The sequence below is a fragment of the Methylobacterium nonmethylotrophicum genome, assembly GCF_004745635.1.
In the GTDB taxonomy this organism is placed as follows: Bacteria; Pseudomonadota; Alphaproteobacteria; order Rhizobiales; family Beijerinckiaceae; genus Methylobacterium; species Methylobacterium nonmethylotrophicum.
This window is the reverse complement of the sequence record NZ_SRLB01000001.1, coordinates 229,729-248,495: the sequence shown is the minus strand read 5'-3', so window position 1 is coordinate 248,495 and position 18,767 is coordinate 229,729. Positions and strand designations below refer to the sequence as shown.

At 68.8% G+C, this 18,767-nt stretch carries 15 protein-coding genes; 5 read left to right on the top strand and 10 right to left on the bottom strand.

From position 1 onward, the window contains the following. Positions 1-180 precede the first annotated feature (180 nt). The 4 genes from EU555_RS01140 to EU555_RS01125 form a co-directional block, all read right to left on the bottom strand. On the bottom strand, positions 181-2,616 hold the full coding sequence (locus EU555_RS01140) for a primase-helicase family protein (protein WP_135412608.1): 2,436 nt from the start codon (positions 2,614-2,616) through the stop codon (positions 181-183). 80 nt (positions 2,617-2,696) lie between these two features. Then, on the bottom strand, positions 2,697-3,005 hold the full coding sequence (locus EU555_RS01135) for a hypothetical protein (protein ID WP_135412607.1): 309 nt from the start codon (positions 3,003-3,005) through the stop codon (positions 2,697-2,699). Between the two features lie 14 nt (positions 3,006-3,019). After that, positions 3,020-3,190, bottom strand: a complete 171-nt coding sequence (locus EU555_RS35980; protein ID WP_167858404.1) for a helix-turn-helix domain-containing protein — start codon at positions 3,188-3,190, stop codon at positions 3,020-3,022. 739 nt (positions 3,191-3,929) lie between these two features. After that, the gene (locus EU555_RS01125) at positions 3,930-5,090 is read right to left on the bottom strand and encodes a tyrosine-type recombinase/integrase (protein ID WP_135412606.1); all 1,161 of its coding nucleotides are present in this window, start codon (positions 5,088-5,090) and stop codon (positions 3,930-3,932) included. A gap of 287 nt (positions 5,091-5,377) precedes the next feature. On the opposite strand from EU555_RS01125, the gene EU555_RS01120 reads away from it, so the two are divergent. Further along, positions 5,378-6,100 carry a spermidine synthase gene (locus EU555_RS01120; RefSeq protein WP_425375067.1) on the top strand — a complete coding sequence of 241 codons (723 nt, stop codon included), beginning with the start codon at positions 5,378-5,380 and terminating at the stop codon, positions 6,098-6,100. A gap of 189 nt (positions 6,101-6,289) precedes the next feature. Further along, positions 6,290-8,605 carry a DUF3772 domain-containing protein gene (locus tag EU555_RS01115; protein WP_135412605.1) on the top strand — a complete coding sequence of 772 codons (2,316 nt, stop codon included), beginning with the start codon at positions 6,290-6,292 and terminating at the stop codon, positions 8,603-8,605. 156 nt (positions 8,606-8,761) lie between these two features. Here EU555_RS01115 and EU555_RS01110 read toward each other — a convergent pair whose 3' ends face one another. Next, a complete protein-coding gene (locus tag EU555_RS01110; RefSeq protein WP_135412604.1) occupies positions 8,762-9,142 on the bottom strand; it encodes a hypothetical protein in 381 nt (126 codons plus the stop codon). A gap of 270 nt (positions 9,143-9,412) precedes the next feature. On the opposite strand from EU555_RS01110, the gene EU555_RS01105 reads away from it, so the two are divergent. Both EU555_RS01105 and EU555_RS01100 read left to right on the top strand, forming a co-directional pair. Beyond that, entirely contained in the window at positions 9,413-10,588 is a 1,176-nt protein-coding gene (locus EU555_RS01105) for a multidrug effflux MFS transporter (protein WP_425375066.1), read from the top strand. Positions 10,589-10,700: 112 nt separating this feature from the next. Then, entirely contained in the window at positions 10,701-11,345 is a 645-nt protein-coding gene (locus EU555_RS01100; protein ID WP_135412603.1) for a transglutaminase-like cysteine peptidase, read from the top strand. Here the strand turns inward: EU555_RS01100 and EU555_RS01095 are convergent. Next, positions 11,329-11,610 (bottom strand): hypothetical protein, encoded by a 282-nt coding sequence (locus EU555_RS01095; protein ID WP_135412602.1) that lies wholly within the window; start codon positions 11,608-11,610, stop codon positions 11,329-11,331. The two genes, EU555_RS01100 and EU555_RS01095, sit on opposite strands and share 17 nt — an antisense overlap. 280 nt (positions 11,611-11,890) lie before the next feature. Here EU555_RS01095 and EU555_RS01090 point away from each other — a divergent pair, with 280 nt between their 5' ends. Continuing rightward, the gene (locus EU555_RS01090; RefSeq protein WP_135412601.1) at positions 11,891-13,315 is read left to right on the top strand and encodes an SGNH/GDSL hydrolase family protein; all 1,425 of its coding nucleotides are present in this window, start codon (positions 11,891-11,893) and stop codon (positions 13,313-13,315) included. A 4-nt stretch (positions 13,316-13,319) separates the two neighbouring features. Here EU555_RS01090 and EU555_RS01085 read toward each other — a convergent pair whose 3' ends face one another. From EU555_RS01085 to EU555_RS01070, 4 genes are all read right to left on the bottom strand, one after another. Continuing rightward, the gene (locus EU555_RS01085; protein WP_135412600.1) at positions 13,320-14,012 is read right to left on the bottom strand and encodes a response regulator; all 693 of its coding nucleotides are present in this window, start codon (positions 14,010-14,012) and stop codon (positions 13,320-13,322) included. 5 nt (positions 14,013-14,017) lie between these two features. Continuing rightward, positions 14,018-16,045, bottom strand: a complete 2,028-nt coding sequence (locus tag EU555_RS01080; RefSeq protein ID WP_245524104.1) for a TonB-dependent receptor — start codon at positions 16,043-16,045, stop codon at positions 14,018-14,020. Positions 16,046-16,586: 541 nt separating this feature from the next. Continuing rightward, positions 16,587-18,014 (bottom strand): glutamate synthase subunit beta, encoded by a 1,428-nt coding sequence (locus tag EU555_RS01075; protein ID WP_135412598.1) that lies wholly within the window; start codon positions 18,012-18,014, stop codon positions 16,587-16,589. Positions 18,015-18,059: 45 nt separating this feature from the next. After that, positions 18,060-18,662 carry a glutathione S-transferase family protein gene (locus EU555_RS01070; protein ID WP_135412597.1) on the bottom strand — a complete coding sequence of 201 codons (603 nt, stop codon included), beginning with the start codon at positions 18,660-18,662 and terminating at the stop codon, positions 18,060-18,062. Positions 18,663-18,767 lie beyond the last annotated feature (105 nt).

The following is an 18,767-nucleotide window of genomic DNA, read 5'->3' as shown; positions in this document are numbered from 1 at the left end:
TAGCACTGGAGGGCATCGAGGGAGCCAACATGTTCGCCTCTCAAAAAGTGACCAATGACCAATGACCAACGAATTTTTACATCGACTCAGAAGCTGAAAGTGCCGTTGAGCGGCGCGCCGCGCCCCCCTTCCTGGCGGAACCGATGCGATTTTTCGTCGGTCATTGGTCGTTGGTCAGCTTCAGGCCACATCTCGACGTCCCTCAGCCTGCGCCTCCACGATGGCAGCAACCGGGCTGTAGAGCCCAACCAGCTGCTTAGCCGTCATCGCTTCGATGCGCTCGTGGTCGCGCCATACCCACAAGCGGAGCCGCTTGCCGCGAAGCATTGGACGCTTGTCCAGAGGGCGATCACCCAGGGCCGTGAACAGCTCCTCGACCTGCTGCCGGTTTACAATCGTCTTGAGCCGCTTGCGCAGCTCATCGACAACATCCTGAGCTGTAAAGACCGGCGCAGCGAATGGCCCGTCCTCATCGTCGCGCATGGCGCGAAGCTCCTGCTCAAGACCGGTAGCGGACAGCCGCTCCAGCCGCCGCTTACCTTCTGTTTCAGGGGGGAAAGCCTTCGGGTTCCAGCCCTCCAAATCGATCGTGTCGAGGTAGGCTCGGAAAGCCGAAACGATAGTCGGATCCTTCACCGCGGCGAAGAGCCGATCATAGTAGGCCGGTTCGCGCGGTTGTGCCTCATTACGAACGACGAAGAGGCGCCGGTCCCCTTTTTCCAGCTTCAGCGGCAACAACTGGTTGGTGAAGATCAGCGTGGCGCGCGCGGTCCGGGCGCTGTAAGCATCGATGCCTTTGCGCTCTACATCTTGCTCTTCAGCATCGATCCACCGTTTGAGCTTGTTATACCCTCCGACCTTGTCGGAGATATCCAACTCGTCCAGGATCAAAGCTTGACGGTTAGCCAGCTGCGCAACGAAACGCCCATCGACGACGCCGCCAAAGACAACCTTCACGTTGTGGACGCCAACCAGCATGCCGATCAGTTCTTCGATCGCCTTCTTACCGAGCCCTTGACGTGTCTGGAAGACGAGGGCGTGCGCGATCTTGACGATCGGGTGCCGAACCAGGTGAGCGATGTAGGCCAGGACGTGCGCACGCTCAGCCTGGATCGGTACTACCAGTTCGAAGTGGTCGAGGATGATCTTGATACGCTTGTGGAGAGTGTCGAGATCCATAGCTTCGGTTGAGGCCGAAACTCCGCCGGGGTTCCACACGTTGAGAATTGACTTCTTGCCCTCCTGGATGAAGCGTTCCGTCACACCGGCGCGGTAATCATGCTCATCCACCCGGCGGGAGAATTTCGACCGCTCGAACACGGTGTTAACGTCAATAGGATCGGGGATGAGGTGCGCGAACGACCGGTTGAAATCCTTGCTGGTCTTGTCCATGCCGTCCACATGGTTGAAGAACAGCCCAGTCTTGGTGTCGAGCACCCATTTGCTCTGTAGCGAAAGCAAGCCTGCCTCCAGGCTGGCGAGGGTGTTCGGCGAACCGACGTGAGGATTGCCTGCGAAGTGGCAACGGCTGCACTCGTAACAGCCGTTCAACGCGATCGTCTCACACTTCTTCGGACCAAATTCTCGGGCCCGCTCCAACTTGTCATCAGACTGGCCCTCAACGTACCGGGCATCTTGCTTCGAGATGATGTGGAAGGCCAGTTCACCCGCCTGCCCGAGGTGCGCCAGTAGGTCAACGAGGTCCTTCCACATCGGCTCGGGGATCATCTTCTTCTCACCGCGCTCCGCAAGAGCGACACACTTGGCGGCGAAGCCGCAGGCGGTCAGGACGTTGATGACTTCTTGCATCCCATCGATGTTCTGCGCTCGCAGGGTTTGGATGATGTCGCCGTCCTCGGCGCTTACGCTGTCCGCGCAGGCCGGCGCTGACGTCAAGCTCTTGCCAGCCTGCGGGAGAGCAAATGCCTCCAACTCCTCCAAGCTGTACCGCTCCTCCCGTCGCAGCAAGTAGCTGACTGTGACACCGTACTTCGCGTTGACTAGGCCGGGCACGCGCAGGATGCGTGACAATTCACCGATAGCGTCCAGCTTCAAACCTGCTTTCAGAAAAGGGACACGCGCGGCGCTCTCGAACGCCTTCATGGCAGCGCCAACGCGCGCGCGATCAGCTTCGGTACGGATGACGAAGGGCTTACGGAACAGCCACATAGCGTACAGACCACCCCCTGAAGCGAGGATCATGCTCGGCATCGGGGCGCCCGCTTCATCCAGCAGCTTCGCGGCAGCTTCGGGCGTTCGTGGCAGGTTCTTGGCGGCGTGCTCACCCCCGGCGAAGTCGATATCGAGAGCGAAACCCGGCACCACTGCGGCGCTCTTAATCGACCGCGTGAGATGGCCCTTGTCGTTCTTGGCCTTCTCGGGGTCGTGGGTCGCCCAAGCGATGTACGTGCTGTGAGAGAGCGACTGCGCGAAGGCGTATGCAGCGGCCTCGTCTCGCTGCGAAATAGCGTCGAAGTGCTTGTGCCGCCAGCGGTCAGCAGCCAGCTTCTCGACGACGACTAAGTTGCCCGTTACGCTCTGGTCAAAGAGCTGGTTGAGGTAGTCCAGCGCAGTCAGGTAGTTGCGCTCCGCGGTTTCCTGATCCATATTGATCATTGTTAGCAGTCCTTCAAAAAATCGTTTGGGGGCCAGGTGTTAGTAGCACCTGGCCCCTTCGTTTTGTCTGGTCACGTAGCTCAGCGGCGCTTCGCCTGCTTGGGATATGCTGTGCCCTGCGGGACCGGACGCAGCGGCGAGGGCATGACCAGGTAATCGGTCCGGGGCGGGTCACTGGGGCCGCCGCAGTTCGGGCCGTTGAAGCCCGGCCCGTCGCTGTGCTCGTGGTGCCCACTGCAGTAGGGGCACCCGACGATCTGGCTGATGATCCTGTTCCCGTGCATGTCCTTGGTCTCGCGGCGCTGGAGCACCATCGCCATGAGGTGGACTACCTCCCCATCCGGGGTGTCGCAGACGATCTCTCCGATGTAGTACCGGCCGAATTTCATGGTCGAGTGCTCCCTTAATTTGCTATCTTCTTCTGCACATCGGTGATGCGCACTCGAACTGCTCCGCCAATCCGAACAAGCTCGAAGTGGCGTCGAACAGAGCGGACGCTGATGTTCAAAACCTTCGCAGCCTTGGGCAGGCTCATGAGAAGCTGTTCATCACCGAACACTTTGACGTTGTTCATGAAGAACTCCCCCAACGAAGCTGGTCGATCTGGCTATAAGAGGCCAGCGCATCTATGAAATGGGGATGGTAATACTGGCCTGCAAGGGACAGAAGTTGACAGGAAGTGCTAGCAGCTCACCGTCAACTTCAACCGCGATCGACTTCGACGTTCTTGCTTTCCACCGGCTCGGGCGTATCCGCGATATGCCCCGGAAATTCCATGGCATCTCCACGGCAATCCATTGGAGAACGACATGGTTTCAATCTTGAAACTATGTCGTTTCCATATTGAGGCCGCGTAGAGCGGGAGGCCGGCGACGGCGCTTCAGGAGAAGTTGGCTTCTCGCGCGATGAGCCAAGCGTCGAGGTCCGCACGGCGAACACCGAGGCACCGCTCGCTGAGCCGGATCACGCGCGGCCCGCGGCCCGCCTTGAGTAGGCGGCGCATCGTGGAGACCGACACTCCAGCCTCTTGGCAAGCAGCTTGGAAGCGAATGACAGCTCGTTCAGAAGGGATGACGGACGTATCGCCCGTCGTCATGCCGCGCATGACAATCTCCAATTCAACGTCGCGCTGGGTTATGAGCCTCGCAGGACAAGCCTCACCGCAACCCACATCCAGCGCGCAAGCCAGGATTACTGATTTTCGATGATATTTGGTAACTAGATAACTAGGTAACTGGAGATTTGGTAACTAGGAAATTTGGAAACTTCATTTGATATAGGCGCTCTCTGGCGCTAGGCAAGAGGAGAAGCGATCATGGGGCGTCGATTAGCGCCATGACGTGCGCCGCCCACAGGTCCAGCGCCTCCCGCTTCTCCCTCGCGTAACTCGCGCGGTTGTAGATGCCCGCCACGCCCGCCTTATGGCCTGAGACGTGGTTCAACACCGCCTCGACCACGTGGGGGAGAACGCCCAACTCCGCCATGCCGGTGGCAGCGGTCCGGCGCAGGTCGTGGAGGGTCCAGCCGGTGACGCTCGAGCGGGTGTCCAGCCGGGCCTTGCACCGGGAGAAGCCCGAGAAGCCGTTCGCTCTCAAGCCGAACAGCAGGTCCCGCCCCGCGCGGTGGGGGACATTGGCCAGGATGTCGAGCGCCGTCTGGGACAGCGGCACATCATGCGCCCGGTGGTTCTTGGACCGCGCACCCGGCAGCGCCCACAGCGCGGCCGGCAGGTCCAGCTCGCTCCAGGCGATGGCAGCCACCTCCTCCCGCCGCGCGCCCGTCAGAATCAGCAGCCGGACGATGCGGCCGAAATCGTCGTCCTCGCAGGCCTTCCACACAGCCACCAGCTCGGGTGCGCTCAGCACCCGCTCGCGGGCCTTGGCCGGTGCCGGTCGGTTCGAGCCCGACACCGGATTGGCTTCCGCGATCCCCTCCCCCACTGTCCAGGCGAAGAACGCGGACAGCACGGCGCGAGCCCGGTTGGCGGCCTGCGGCCCCGACCCTTTGGTGATCGCGGCAAGCTGAGAAGCCACGTCGGCCCGCTTCACTTCAGTCACGGGCTTGTTGTGCAGTCCCTTGAAGTGGCCATTGAGGTGCTGCCGGGCCGCTTCGATGCTCCGGGGACGGAGGCGGCCTTCGGCGTGCGCGATGTACCGTGGCACCAGCTCGCCGAAAGTCTCCACGGGCTTCGTCTTGGCCTTGGTCTTCTCGGCCCGCGGATCGTCGCCGAGCCGGACCCGCGCGAGTAGGTCGCGAGCGGCATCGCGCGCCTTCGGCAACGGCATCACCTCGACACGCCCCAAGGTGGTTCGCCGGCTTTTGCCTGCGCCGTCGCGGTACTGCACGACCCATTGGCGCGAACCGCCTTCGCTGACCTTCACGCCAAAGCCGGGCGTCGCTTCGTCGAAGACCAGGACATAGCGCTTCCCGGTCGGCGCCTTGAGGGCCGCGACCGACTGGCTGGTGAACCTCACAGGCGTGATCCTGGTAAGCATCTGGTAAGCAGGAGGCCGTATCCTCCTGACCTGCCCCGATTCTAAAGTTATCGGGTCCACGCCACAAGCCCTTGGAATTTCGAGGTCTTGCGGCGCCCCTGATGCTTACTGACACCTCCTGAACCCTATGCTTCGAGAATTCGTAATGAGGGGGTCGGGGGTTCGAATCCCTCTTGCGGCACCATTGCCTCCTCGGACAGCCGGACGGACAGGTCGCCGCGTGACGCGCGGGCGCTGCGGCGTTCGCCCCTCGCCCACGGCATGAGATGAGAGCGATTCGCCGTTCCCCCGCGCCCGGCGCCGCCCTGGCGTCCTGGACCGAACTCGACGCCGGCCCGATCCCCGGCCGGAGCGGTGCCCTGCGCCTGATGCGGCGCGAGGACGAGTTCCTGATCGTGGTCGCGGGCATGGAGCTGATGGGCAGCCATCGCAGCGGCTCCGAGCAGGCGCTCGCGACCCTCGCCTGCGCGGGCTTGCGCGACCATCCGGCGCCCCGGGTGCTGATCGGCGGGCTCGGCATGGGCTTCACCCTGCGGGCGGCCCTGGCCGCCCTCGGGCCGCAGGCGCGGATCGTGGTGGCCGAGCTGGTGCCGGCGGTGGTGGCCTGGGCTCGCGGTCCCCTGGCGCCCATCTTCGGCGGCTGCCTCGACGATCCCCGGGTCGAGATCCGCGAGGCCGACGTCACCCGGGTGATCCAGTCCGGACCCGAGGCCTTCGACGCCATCCTGCTCGACGTCGACAACGGCCCGCGCGGCCTCGTCAGCCGGGCGAACGACCGGCTCTACGACATCTGGGGGTTGAAGCGGGCGCGCTGGGCGCTGCGGCCGGGCGGCCTTCTCGGCGTCTGGTCCGGCTGCCCGGACCGAAAGTTCAAGGCGCGCCTGCAGCGCACCGGCTTCGCGGTCACGGAGCACCGCATCCGCGCCGAGCGTCCCGGACGCGCCCCGCACGTGGTCTGGATCGCGACGCGCCCGGCCGGGGACGCCTGAGATCGGCCGGGGTCCATCGTCCTGAAAGATCCGTCGTCCTGAAAAGACTTGCGGCGTTCGTTCGCCGTCGCCGCTCATCTGTCGCCGTCCACGGCGACGCGCGGGGAAACACTTGCCGATCCGCCCGGCCGTGATAGGCACCATACGGCCAAGCTTCGCACAGCGCGCCGTCCCGGGCTGCCTCCTGCCATGCGTCTTCTCGGAACCGCCCTCCTCCGCGGTCTCATCCTCCTCGTGCTCGCGCTGGCGCTGCCGGCCGCGGCCCAGACCGACGACCCGCGCCGGGCCGAGCTGCGGGCCGGCATCGCGTCGGCCCGGGCCGAGGCGACGCGGCTGCAGGGCGAGTTCAAGGGGCTGCTCGGCGTGCGCGACCGGGCCGAGGGCCTGATCGCCGAGGCCAAGGCGTTGCGCCAGGAGGCGGAGGCGGACCGGACCCGGCTCCAGGGCCAGCTCGCCGAGATCGGCCGCGCCGCGGTCCCGGACGCCGTCGGCGCCGAGAAGCGGCAGGCCGAGACCGAGCTGGCGCAGGCCGAGGCGCGGCTGCGGCAGGACGGCCAAGCCTTGCGCGCGGCCGAGGACCTGCTGAACGCCGTGACCGAGATGCGCCGGTCGCTGTTCGCCCGCCGCCTGCTCGCGGTCAGCCCGAGCCCGCTCTCCCCCGGCTTCTGGGGCGAGCTCCTCGATCGCGCCGTGCCGCAGGTCGGCGACCGGCTGGCGGAACTCGGCAAGCGGGTGGACGAGAACGCCCTGGACGAGGACATCCTCGGCGTCGTCGTGCTGCTGCTCCTCGCCCTCATCCTCTACGGCATAAGCCGTGCGGTGGGGCGGCGCCTGGCGCGGCGCTGGCGGCGTTTCACCGCCCGCGCCGGGATCGGTCCGCGGCGGGCGGCGGCGGTCCACGCGCTCATCGACCTCGGCATCGCGGTGGCGCCGGTGCCGGCGGCGATCGCCCTCCTGATCCTGCTCGACGACAGCCTGGACTTCTCCCCCGGAAGCCCCGATTCGCTGGCGGTGCGGGTGGTGGGGTCGGCGGCCGGCGTGCTGCTCGGCAACGGCATCCTGCGGGCGATGGTCGCCCCGCGCGATCCCGCGGTACGCCTCCTCGCGGTCGACGACGGGGCGGCCCGGATCGTCCACCGCACCGGCACCGCGATGCTGCTGGTCTACGCCGCCAACCTCGTCTTCGCCGAGTTCACCGTCACGGCCCATTTCGCGGTGGTGATCAGCGAGGCCGCGACGATCCTCGCCGTGCTCGCCTGCTGCGGCCTCCTCGCCGGCGCCCTGGTGCGCCTCGCCCATGCCGAGCCGCCGGACGAGACGCCGGACATGCCGGCGGCGGCGCCGGCCGGCATGCTCGGCGCCCTCGCGCCTTTGGCCTGGGCGGTGACGGTGAGCGCCGCCGCCTGCGTGCTTCTCGGCTTCACGGCGCTGGGCGGCTTCCTCATCGGGCGCTTCATCGTCACCGGGGTGCTGGTGGCCCTCGGGTGGATCGTGCTGATCTGCGTCGACACGCTCCCGGTCGGCGCCGACGACGTCGTCCGCTCACCCCGGCTCGCCAAGCTGTGCCGGACCTTCACGATCCGCCCGGGCACCCTGGCGCTCGCCTCGATCGTGGTCTCAGGCCTGCTGCACGCGCTGGTCGTCGGCGCGATGGCGTTCGTGGTCATCGGCCCGTGGAACCTCGCCTATGGCGAGCTGAACCCGTTCCAGGACGCGTTCCTGGGCACCACCGTCGCGGACCTGCGCGGCTGGCTCGGCGCGGCCGGGCTCGCGCTCCTCACCTTCGGGGCGGGGGTGCTGGCGACCCGGCTCGCCACCGGCTGGCTCGACCGGCGCTTCCTGCCCCACACCCGGCTGGATGCCGGCGCGCGCTATTCCGTCATCACGGTGGTGGGCTATGGCGGCCTGGCGCTCACCCTCGTGACGAGCCTGGGCCAGCTCGGGGTGAACCCGCAGAGCCTCACGGTGATCGCCGGCGCCCTCTCGGTCGGCATCGGCTTCGGCCTGCAGAGCATCGTGTCGAACTTCGTCTCGGGCCTGATCGTCCTCGCCGAGCGGCCGGTCCGGGTCGGCGACCTCGTCACCGTGAAGGGCGAGGAGGGCCGGGTGAAGAAGATCAGCGTGCGCTCGACCCTGATCGCCACCAGCGACCGCACCGACCTCGTGGTGCCGAACACCGACCTCATCACCTCGATCGTCCGCAACAAGACCCTGACGGACGACAGCCTGCGCCTGCGCGTGCCGCTGATCCTCGACAAGGAGACCGACATCGAGGTGCTGCACGAGATCCTGCTCAAGGTCGCGGAGCGCCACCCCAACGTGGCGCAGAGTCCGGCGCCGACCGCCCTCCTGATGCGCATCGGCGAGCACGGCCTCGAATACGAGGTGCGCTGCTTCCTCATCGATCTGGCGGCCGGCGACGCCACCCGCAGCGAGCTGAACGCGGTCTGGCTGACGCTGTTTCGCCGTGCCGGCATCAAGCTCGGCGGCCCGCCGCCAGCCTGACGCGCCACCAGGCTCCCTCGACAGGGCCGCCACGACAGGGCCCTCGTCCCGAACGCGGTGCGCATCTCTCCGAAACACGACCCGGCCCAAACCCGACTTGGCCAAAACCTGACCTGGCCAACGCCCGACCTGGCGCATGGCGCGGGGCCGGTCGCGTCAGGCCCGGCCTGTCCGTGCGGCCGCCCTGACCAGGCGCAGCACGTCGCGGCGCGCGTCGGGGTCCGAGATCCGGTTGAAGGCACGCAGCAGCGCAAGGGCCTGCCGCTCCACCAGCAAGCCGTCCTCAAGCCCGTACCCGATCGGGGCGTCGGTCGGCGTGACGTCGTCCGCCTGATCGGCGGCCGGATTGATCGGGACGCCGAGCAGCGTCTCGATCTCGCGCAGCCGGCGCACCGACAGGCTCCCTCCCCCGGCGGCGTCCCGGCGCGCCAGGATGGGGCGCCGGCAGGGATCGAACACGCCATCGGACATCGGCAACTCCCGTCTGGATCGCAGTGCGCCCTGCATCACGCGCGCCGGGCCGCGCCACGCGGGCACGGACCCATGCACCGTCCTCGAACCGGCACAATCCTCGGACCGTCCTTCATCACGAACGGCAGATTATTGTCCCGGACGTTCGTAGACAAACAACATGCGAGAGTTCACCACGATGTGATGTCCGTGACGGCGATTGCGGCGCCATGGTCCGGCTGGTGGCGCAAGCGCCGCCGCCGATAGCCATCACCCATTCCCGACCGGCATGCCTCCCCCGGCCGTCATCGCCTTACAGAGAAGGCCAGCCCCCGAGGATCGCGAGCAGACCGACCGATGACGATGTCACTGAGGCGTTCCGGCCAGGCGTCGCTGCCGCTCCTCGTCGCGGTGACCATGACCGGGACGGTGGCCCTCCACATCTTCGTGCCGGCGCTCGCCGCGGCGGCGGCGGATCTCGGCACCACGCCGGTCGCCGCGCAGCTGACGATCACCCTCTACCTCGTCGGCCTCGCCTGCGGGCAGCTGGTCTACGGGCCGCTCTCGGACCGGTTCGGCCGCCGCCCGGTCCTGATCGCCGGCCTGTCGCTCTACCTCGCGGGGCTGCTCCTCGCGATCCCCGCCACCTCGATCGAGGTGCTGGTCGTCGCCCGGGTGATGCAGTCGCTCGGGGCCTGCGGGTCGCTGGTCCTCGGCCGGGCGATGGTCCGGGACGTCTCGACCCCGACCGACGCGGCGCGCAAGATCGCGATCCTCACCATGGCGATGACGCTGACGCCGGCGCTGGCCCCGGCGATCGGCGGCCTCGTCGCCGGCGCCTTCGGCTGGCGGGCGGTGTTCGTGGTCCTGGCCGCCGTGGTGGCGGGCCTCGGGGCGCTGGTGGTGCTGACCCTGCCGGAGACGAACCGGCGCCCGATCGCCCTGCCGGGGATCGGCGCCGTGGCGGGCGCCTACCTGCGGCTGCTGCGCAGCCCGGCCTACCGGGCCTACGTGATCGCCGGGGCCTGCGCCGGCACCAGCCTCTACGCGTTCCTGGCGGTGGCGCCGTTCCTCCTCGTCGACCGGCTCGGCCGCTCGTCGCAGGAGGTCGGGCTCGACTGCCTGATCGTGGTGGCCGGGATGGTTTTGGGCTCCGCGGTCGCCGGGCGGATCGCCGGGCGGGTGCCGATCCGGCGCGCCGCCAAGGTCGGCAACGGCCTCTGCCTCGCCGCCGCCCTGACGCTGCTCGCGGTCGACCGCACGGGACAGCTCACCGTCGTGACGCTGCTCGCGCCCCTCGTGCTCTACGCGGCCGGCATCGGGCTTCTCGGCCCGAACGCGGTGGCGGGATTGATGAACGTCGATCCCCACGCCGCCGGCTCGGCCTCCAGCCTCTACGGCTTCCTGCAGATGGGGCTCGGCGCCCTGTTCACCCTCGCGGTCGCCGCCTGGCACGACGGTTCGGCGACGCCGGTGGCCGCCACCCTGCTCGCCGCCTCCGGCATCGCCGCCCTGTCCCTGAGCAGGGTCTGACGCCGACCCGCACCCTGTGAACGGACGTTAACCCTTCCTTAACTCGGCGATTGCCCCGGCGGCCGCGCCGTGCGACCAACTCGTTAACGAAAGCTTAACGGGTGCGGGTCGGATGCGTAGCACGGGTCGCCGGAATGGAATCGGGGCCGCGCGGGCCGTGGCGGTGATCGCCGGGCTGCTGGCGACGGGGAGCGGCGCCGGCAGCCAGACCCTGGCCGGGCTGCCGCCTGTCACGGTGCCGGCGGTCGCGGCCGGCGAGGCCCGGCCGGTCCCGGCCTGGACCGAGTTCTGCGCCCGCTACGCCCAGGAATGCGCGGTGGATCCGAGCGAGTCGGCCCAGATCACCCTGACGCCGCGGCTGTGGCACGCGATCACGACCGTCAACCGCCAGGTCAACACCTCCCTGCGGGCCGTGACCGACCAGGAGCACTGGGGCGTGCCGGACCGCTGGGACCTCGCCGAGGACGGATCGGGCGATTGCGAGGACTTCCAGCTCCTCAAGCGCAAGCTCCTGGCCGAGGCCGGCCTGCCGCGCCGCGCCATGCGGATGACCGTGGTGATCGACGAGAAGGGCGAGGGCCACGCCGTCCTGATGATCCGCACCGATCGCGGCGACCTCGTCCTCGACAACAAGACCAGTGCCGTGCTGCCCTGGCACAAGACCGGCTACACCTACATCAAGCGCGAGGCCGAGGCCGGCACCCGCTGGGTTTCCCTCGGCCGGGCGGTCTCGCCGGTCGTCACCGCGAATCGCTGAGGCCGGCGCCGAACCGGGCGGCCAGGGCCTCGCTCGCCAGGGCGGCGCTGCCATTGGTCCAGGGCAGCGGCAGGACCACCCGCACGCCGGCCGCCGGCATGGGCGCCACGGGCCGCGCCAGGGGCGCGGTGACCGGGACCGGGTCGAGCGCCGGCCGCAGGGTGAGCGCCACGGCCTGCCGGCCGCCCTGGCTCACCAGCACGCCCGAGCAGATCGCGACGATGAGCGCGGCCTGGATGCCCAGCCGCCGTATTGTCCGTGTCATCTGTGCACTCGCCTGTCCTGCGGCGACGTGTTTCGTCCATCGCTCGCGTGGACATCATCATCGAGCGCCGCCGCTTAACGACCGGTCGTCACGGGTTCGCGTGGGATGCCCGACAGCATGCGACTTTCTGCGATGCTGAACGGAGGGCTTACACTACCCTTCATCAGTGCGTAACCTTGATAGCCGGCGAAGGTGCAGGATCGCCCGGCGGCTGGGGTGGGCCGAGGCCGGCTCCCGCGCTATACTTTCGCCGATGACGAAGAGCGCGGAGCGTGTGGTGATGCGGATGGGGGAGCCGGCGGGCCGGAAGCTGTCGCACCTCGTCCTGTGCGGCCTGGTCGCGATCCTCCTCCTCCCGGAGCCGGCCCGGGCGCAGTACTACGACGACGGCTACGCCCCGCGCCGCGCCGACGGTCCTTACGGGTACGGCTATCGCCGGCGCGATCCGGGCTACCGGCCTGCTCCCGAGCCGCAGCGCCAATTCTACTGGCCCTGGGAGGACCGGCCCTCCGGGCCGCCGCAGGTGCAGCAGGATCAGGGAACCCCCGCCTCTCGCGGCGCCTACCGCACGCCCCGCCCCCGCCGGGAGCGCGACGTGGTGCGCGAGCGCGACGTGGTGCGCGAGCGCGAGGTGGTGCGCAGCCGCGAGGGCCGCTCGGTACAGCGGCCGAAGCCCCACCCGGCCCCGGTCGCGGCGCGGCCGGCGGCCCCGAAGCCCAAGACCGATCCGCGCACGCAGATCGCCGTCTTCGGCGATTCCCTCGCCGAGCTCCTGGGCCAGGGCCTCGACACCGTCTACGAGGCGAACCCGGACGTCGTGGTGATCCGCCGCGCCAGGGGCGACAGCGGCCTCGTGCGCCGGGACGTGGTCGACTGGCCCAAGGCGGCGGAGGACTACCTCAAGTCGAACCCGAAGGTGTCCTACGCCGTCGTGATGGTCGGGGCCAACGACCGCCAGCCCCTGCGCGACGGCGACCAGACCCTCGACGCCCTGAGCGAGCGCTGGCGTGCGGTCTACCGTGATCGGGTCGACGCGCTCCTGAAGGTCTTCACCGACCGCAAGGTGCCGGTGATCTGGGTCGGCGAGCCGCCGATGAAGAGCGAGACCCTGTCGGCCGACATCACCTCGCTCAACGAGATCGTCCGCGACCGCGTGCAGCGGGCCGGCGGCGTCTATGTCGACATCTGGCCGGCCTTCGTCGACGAGAACAACCGCTACGCCGCGACCGGGCCGGACCTCGAGGGGCAGCAGGCGCGCCTGCGCACCTCGGACGGCGTGCACTTCACCCAGGCCGGGGCCCGCAAGGCCGCCCACTTCGCCGATGTCGAGATCAAGCGGCTGATCGAGGCGACGACCGGCACCCCGGCGCTGCCGGACGCGGTCTCGTCCCTCACCCCGGAGGCGCCGCCGCCGGCACCCGGCACCGCGAAGCTCGACGACGACGCGGCGATCGACCGGCTCATCACCGCGATGGTGCCGAGCCTGCCGGAGCCGCCGGGCATCCCGGCCCTGCCGGTCAAGCCCGCCGCCGGCCCGGTCCTGCCGTTGACCCGCAACGAGGTCGCCCCCGGCGGCCAGCTCGTGACCGGCCGGCCCCGGGTCGACGGCGATGCCGGCTACACCCTGGAGCGCAGCCTGACCCGCGGCGCCGCCCCCCCGCCCCAGCCCGGCCGGGCGGACGACTTCCGCTGGCCGCGGGGGTGAGGGACTATCGCGCCCGGCCGGCCGTCCAGTCGACAGCAGCGTCGAACAATGCGAGGCCCGCCGGCGTCAGGTTCGCGAAGGTCTCGTTGTCGAGGAGGAACATGGTGCGGCGGGCCGGCGCGATCGACTCGTAATCCATGGTCGCACCCTTCTCGTAGCCGAAGACGACCGCCTGATCCGGCTCGCCCGGCACCGTGGCGATGATCGATGCTCCGAGTCCGGGCTTGCCCCAGTTCATCGGCGCGTCCCTGACGTAGACGGTGTTGATGCCGGCGGGCAGGCCGCCAGCGAGGGCGTGCGGGGCGTTGACGAGCCAGACGAAGTGTTCCGCCGGCGCCTTGCCGAAATCCCGGCCGGCCTTCTTTCCGGTCATGCCCATGTCGTCGAGGAGATCGCTCTCCCAGGTCAGGACCGGCACCGGCAGGTGGCGATAGGCACCGAGCAGATCGCGGCTGCGGATGTTCGAGGACAAGAGCACGAGGTCGTAAGAGGCCGCCTGCGCCGGCGGATCATATTGGCTGCCCAACGTCACCCGATAGCCGCGGCCTTCGAGATGCACCTTGACGGCACGGTCAGCCTGCACGCGCGGGTTGTCCGGCTTGACGACGATCAGCACGGCGGGCGCGCGCTCCTGCGCGACGGCGGCGGAAGGGAGTGCCGCGAGGAGCGCGACCGCCAGTCGGAAGCGGCGGGACATCGGACCTACATCCGCGCCGTGATCGTCGCCAGGACCGAGAACGGCGCCCCCGGCAGGTTGTTGAACTGGTTGAACGGCTGCTCGATGTAGCGCGCGTCGGTCAGGTTCCTCAGGTTCAGCGAGAACCGGGCGTGCTCGTCGAGGTCGTAGAACACGGCCGCGTCGACGCGGGTATAGGCGCCGACCTTGTAGGTATTGCCGATGTCGCCGAAGCGCGAGCCGACATGGGTCACGCCGAGGCCGAGACCCAGGCCGCGCCAGGCGCCTTCCTGGACCTGGTAGGTGGTCCAGACGCTGCCGCTGAACAGCGGCGCCGCCTCCAGCCGGTTGCCGACCGCGTAGGTGGTGTCCCGCGTCACCCGGGCATCGGTGTAGCCGACGCCGCCGATGACCTTCCAGCCCGGCAGGATCGTCCCGGCGAGGTCGGCCTCGACGCCCTTCGAACGCTGCTGGCCGGTGATCACCGAGAAGTTGGTGTTGATCGGATCGTTGGCCGCGACGTTGTTGCGGGTGATGTCGAACACCGAGGCGGTCAGGCTCAGGTCCGGGGAGACATCGAAGCGGGTGCCGACCTCGATCTGCTCGCCGGTCTCCGGCGGCGGGTTGGTCACGCCGAGGACGTTGGCGGTCTGCGGCTTGAACGAGGTCGTGTAGCTCGCGTAGAGCGCCAGCGGCTCGGCGACGCGGTAGATCAGGCCGACCCGCGGCGAGACGCCGGACAATTCCTGCTCCGGCGGGATGGACCGGGTGGTCGACGTCCGGCTGAGATAATACTGCGTGCCGGTGTCGTAGCGCACGCCGAGCAGGAGTTGCAGGCCGTAGCCGAGGTCGATCTGGTCCTGGGCGTAGAGCCCGGTCAGCGCGTTCTTCTGCTTCAGGTCGCTCTGGAACGTAAGGGCGCTCGGGAGCGCCGAGCCGACGATCGGGTCGAGGAAGCTCACCGAGGCGAGGGAGCCCTGAGTGGAGAAGGCGCGCCGGTAGCCGTTGACGTACTCGACGCCCAGGAGCGCCGTGTGCCGCAGGCCGAGCCAGTCGAACTTGGCCACCAGCTCGGTCTGGCTGTCGACGGCGGCATAGGTCGAGGCGACGCCGCTGAAGCGCCGGGTGACCTGGGTGCCGTTGGCCGAGAGCCCGGTCGCCCGGGCGGTGAAGACGTCGAAGCGGCCACCCTGGGCGTTGATCACCTGGCGCAGCATCAGCTGCTCGTTGACATCATGCTCGATCTTCAGCGTGCCGAAATTCGCGTTGGCATTGTAGCGCGAGAACGGCTCGCCGTAGTAGCGCGCGACGTTGTCGAGCGGCACCCGCCCGTTCCGGGCGATCAGGCCCTCGTCGTAGACGCTGTCCTGCCGGGTGAACTCGCCGATGAACGAGACCCGGGTGTCGGGGCTCGGGTTCCAGGTGAAGGCGGGGGCGACGAAATTGCGGGAATTGTCGCGGCCGGCGAGGTTGCGGAAGGTCGGATCGACCTGCGTGCCGAAGCTGAGGCGCGCCGCCAGGCCGTCGGTGCCCGGCACCGCGCCCGACACCGAGCCTTGCACCCGCCGGAAGCCGAAGCTGCCGCCCTGGATGCTGGCGTCCGCCGTCGGCACCAGCGTCGGCTGGCGGGTCACGATGTTGATGACGCCGCCCGGATCGCCGCGGCCGTAGAGCACCGAGGCGGGCCCCTTCAGCACCTCGATCCGCTCGACATCGGCGAGGTCGCGCTGGACGGGGGAGAAGTTGTTGGCCTGGTTCATGAACACGCCGTCGACGGCGTAGGTCTGGGTCCGGAATCCGCGGATGATGAAGGTGTCGCTGCGGCCCTGGATGGTGCCGCCCGGCTGCACGTTGCTGACGTTGAACAGCGCGTCGGTGAGCCGCGTCTCCTGGCGGTCGACCAGCACCTCGCGCGGCACGACGTTGACGGTCTGGGGCACGTCGCGCAGCGGCGTATCGGTCTTGGTCGCGGTGGCGGTCCGGGTCGCGCGGTAGCCCTGGACCGGGCCATAGGCGGTCTCGGCAGCCGGCTGCGGCGCGCCCGCGACCGTGATCGTGTCGAGGGCGATGGTCTCGCCGGATTCCTGCGCCCCCGCGCCGCCGGCCACGAGACCGGAACCGACGCCCGCGAGCAGCCAGAGGAGCAGCGGCGTGCGACGCCGGCTGGCGGAGCAGGGACGTGAGCGCACGGAAACCTCGGGCAGAAGAAGCGGCCTACCCGCGGCGTAATCGCGCAACGTTCGGCGATCAATCGCTGCGCCGGGGCAAGATTTGGAACCGTTCCAGGCCCGGTCGCAATCACCCTTGGTGTTGCGTCAATGCATCTTCCTCAGCATTCGATGCTGCGTCAGGGCCGTGGATAACTCGCTTCGCGTCCTGCGAATTGGAATAGATCCAAGGAGATCGTCGATTTCGACGGGCATCCGTGTCGGGGGCCCGGGATTTCTCGACGTCATCCCGGCGCCGCGCATGGGATTGCTGCCCGGCATCCTCCTCCGAGACGAGAACGGGACCCGCTCCGGACGGGGCGGGTCCCGCTGCTCGGCCTCAAGGCTCCTGGCGGCCGGAAACGCATTCCTGCCGCCGCGCCGCTCCTCACACCGGCAGGGTCGTCGCCCCCATCAGGGCCTCGTCGATGGCGCGGGCCGCCTGCCGGCCCTCGCGGATCGCCCAGACCACCAGGGACTGGCCGCGGCGCATGTCGCCGGCCACCCAGACCTTGTCGTTCGACGTGCGGTACTGCGTGTCGTCGGCCAGCACGTTGCCGCGCTTGTCGCGGGCAACGCCGGACTCTTCCAGCAGGCCCTTGGCCACCGGGCCCGCGAAGCCGATCGCCATGAAGACGAGATCGGCCGGCAGCAGGAACTCGGAGCCGGCGATGGGCTTCCTCGCCTCGTCGACCCGGGCGCAGACGACGCCCTTCACCTTGCCCTTCTTGTTGCCCTCGATCCGCAGGGTCGCGGCCTGGAACTCGCGCTCGGCGCCCTCCGCCTGGCTCGACGAGGTGCGCATCTTGGTCGCCCAGTAGGGCCACACGGTCAGCTTGTCCTCGCGCTCCGGCGGGCGCGGGCGGATGTCGAGCTGGGTGACCGAGAGGGCGCCCTGGCGGAAGGCGGTGCCGACGCAGTCCGAGGCCGTGTCGCCACCGCCGATCACCACGACGTTCTTGCCGGCGGCGAGGATCGGGGTCTCGGCGGTCTCGGGCTCCTGACCAACGCGGCGGTTCGACTGGACGAGGTAGGGCATGGCGAAGTGCACGCCGTCGAGCTCCTGGCCCGGCAGGCCGGGATCGCGCGGCGCCTCGGCGCCGCCGGCGAACAGCACGGCGTCGAACTCGTTGTGCAGGCTGGCGAAGGAGCGGGTGACGCCCACGTTGACGCCGTAATGGAACTGCACGCCCTCGGCCTCCATCTGCCGCACCCGGCGGTCGATGTGGCGCTTCTCCATCTTGAAGTCGGGGATGCCGTAGCGGAGCAGGCCGCCGGCCTTCGGCTCGCGCTCGAAGACGTGGACGTCGTGGCCGACGCGGGCGAGCTGCTGGGCCGCCGCGAGGCCGGCGGGCCCCGAGCCGATCACCGCCACCTTCTTGCCGGTCTTCACCTCGGCCGGCTCCGGCACGACCCAGCCCATGCTCCAGGCCTTGTCGGCGATCGCCTGCTCGATGGTCTTGATCGCCACCGGCTGGTTCTCGAGGTTGAGGGTGCAGGCCTCCTCGCACGGGGCCGGGCAGATGCGGCCGGTAAATTCCGGGAAGTTGTTCGTGGAGTGGAGGTTGCGCGCCGCCTCCTCCCAGTCGGCGTTGTAGACGAGGTCGTTCCAGTCCGGGATCTGGTTGTGGACCGGGCAGCCGGTCGGGCCGTGGCAGAACGGGATGCCGCAATCCATGCAGCGCGCCGCCTGCTTCTTCAGGTCGTGCTCGTCGAGCGGCAGGGTGAATTCGAGGAAGTGGCGCACGCGGTCGGCCGCGAGCTGATACTTCTGCTCCTGCCGGTCGAACTCGAGGAAGCCTGTGACCTTGCCCATCGGGAGAGTGCTCAGTTCGTGAAGTGGTCGGGCCGGCGGCGGGTCTTAGGCGACCCCGGCGACGGTGGCGGAAGTGGGGAGCGCGTCCCCGCAACGGGTGAGCCAGGCCCGGATGGCGGGCCGGCCCGAGAGATCGAATCCGCCCTCGTCGGCGAATTGCGTATAGGCGAAGAGCGCGACGTCCGCGATGGTGACGGCCCCGCCCACGAACCAGTCGGCGGCGGTCAAGTGTCGCTCCATCCGGTCGAGGGCGGCCTCGCCCCCGGCGACCCGCTTCGGGTCGCGGGTCTCGGCGGGTTCGCCGCGGTAGCGCATGTGGAAGCGGCAGACCGCGATCGTCGGCTCGTGGCTGTACTGCTCCCAGAACAGCCACTCGTCGATCTTGGCCTGTGTCCACGGATCCTCCGGCAGCAGGGCGGAGCCGCGGGCGAGATACCGGATGATGGCGTTCGACTGGGCGAGGCAGCGCCCGTCCGGGAACTCGACCCCCGGCACCTGGCCGGCGGGGAAGCGGGCGAGGTACTCGGGCGTGCGGCTCTCGCCCTTCATGATGTCGACCGGGACCCAGGCATAGGGGAGCTTAAGGTGATCGGCGACGTACCGCACCTTCAGGCAGTTGCCCGACATCATGTCGCCGTAGACCTTCACCGTGGCCTCTCCTTACGTCCCCGCTCGTCGACAAGGCTCCACCGGAACCCTCCCCCCTCTGCGGGGGAGGGTGCCCCACGGAGTGGGGCGGGAGAGGGGACGCCG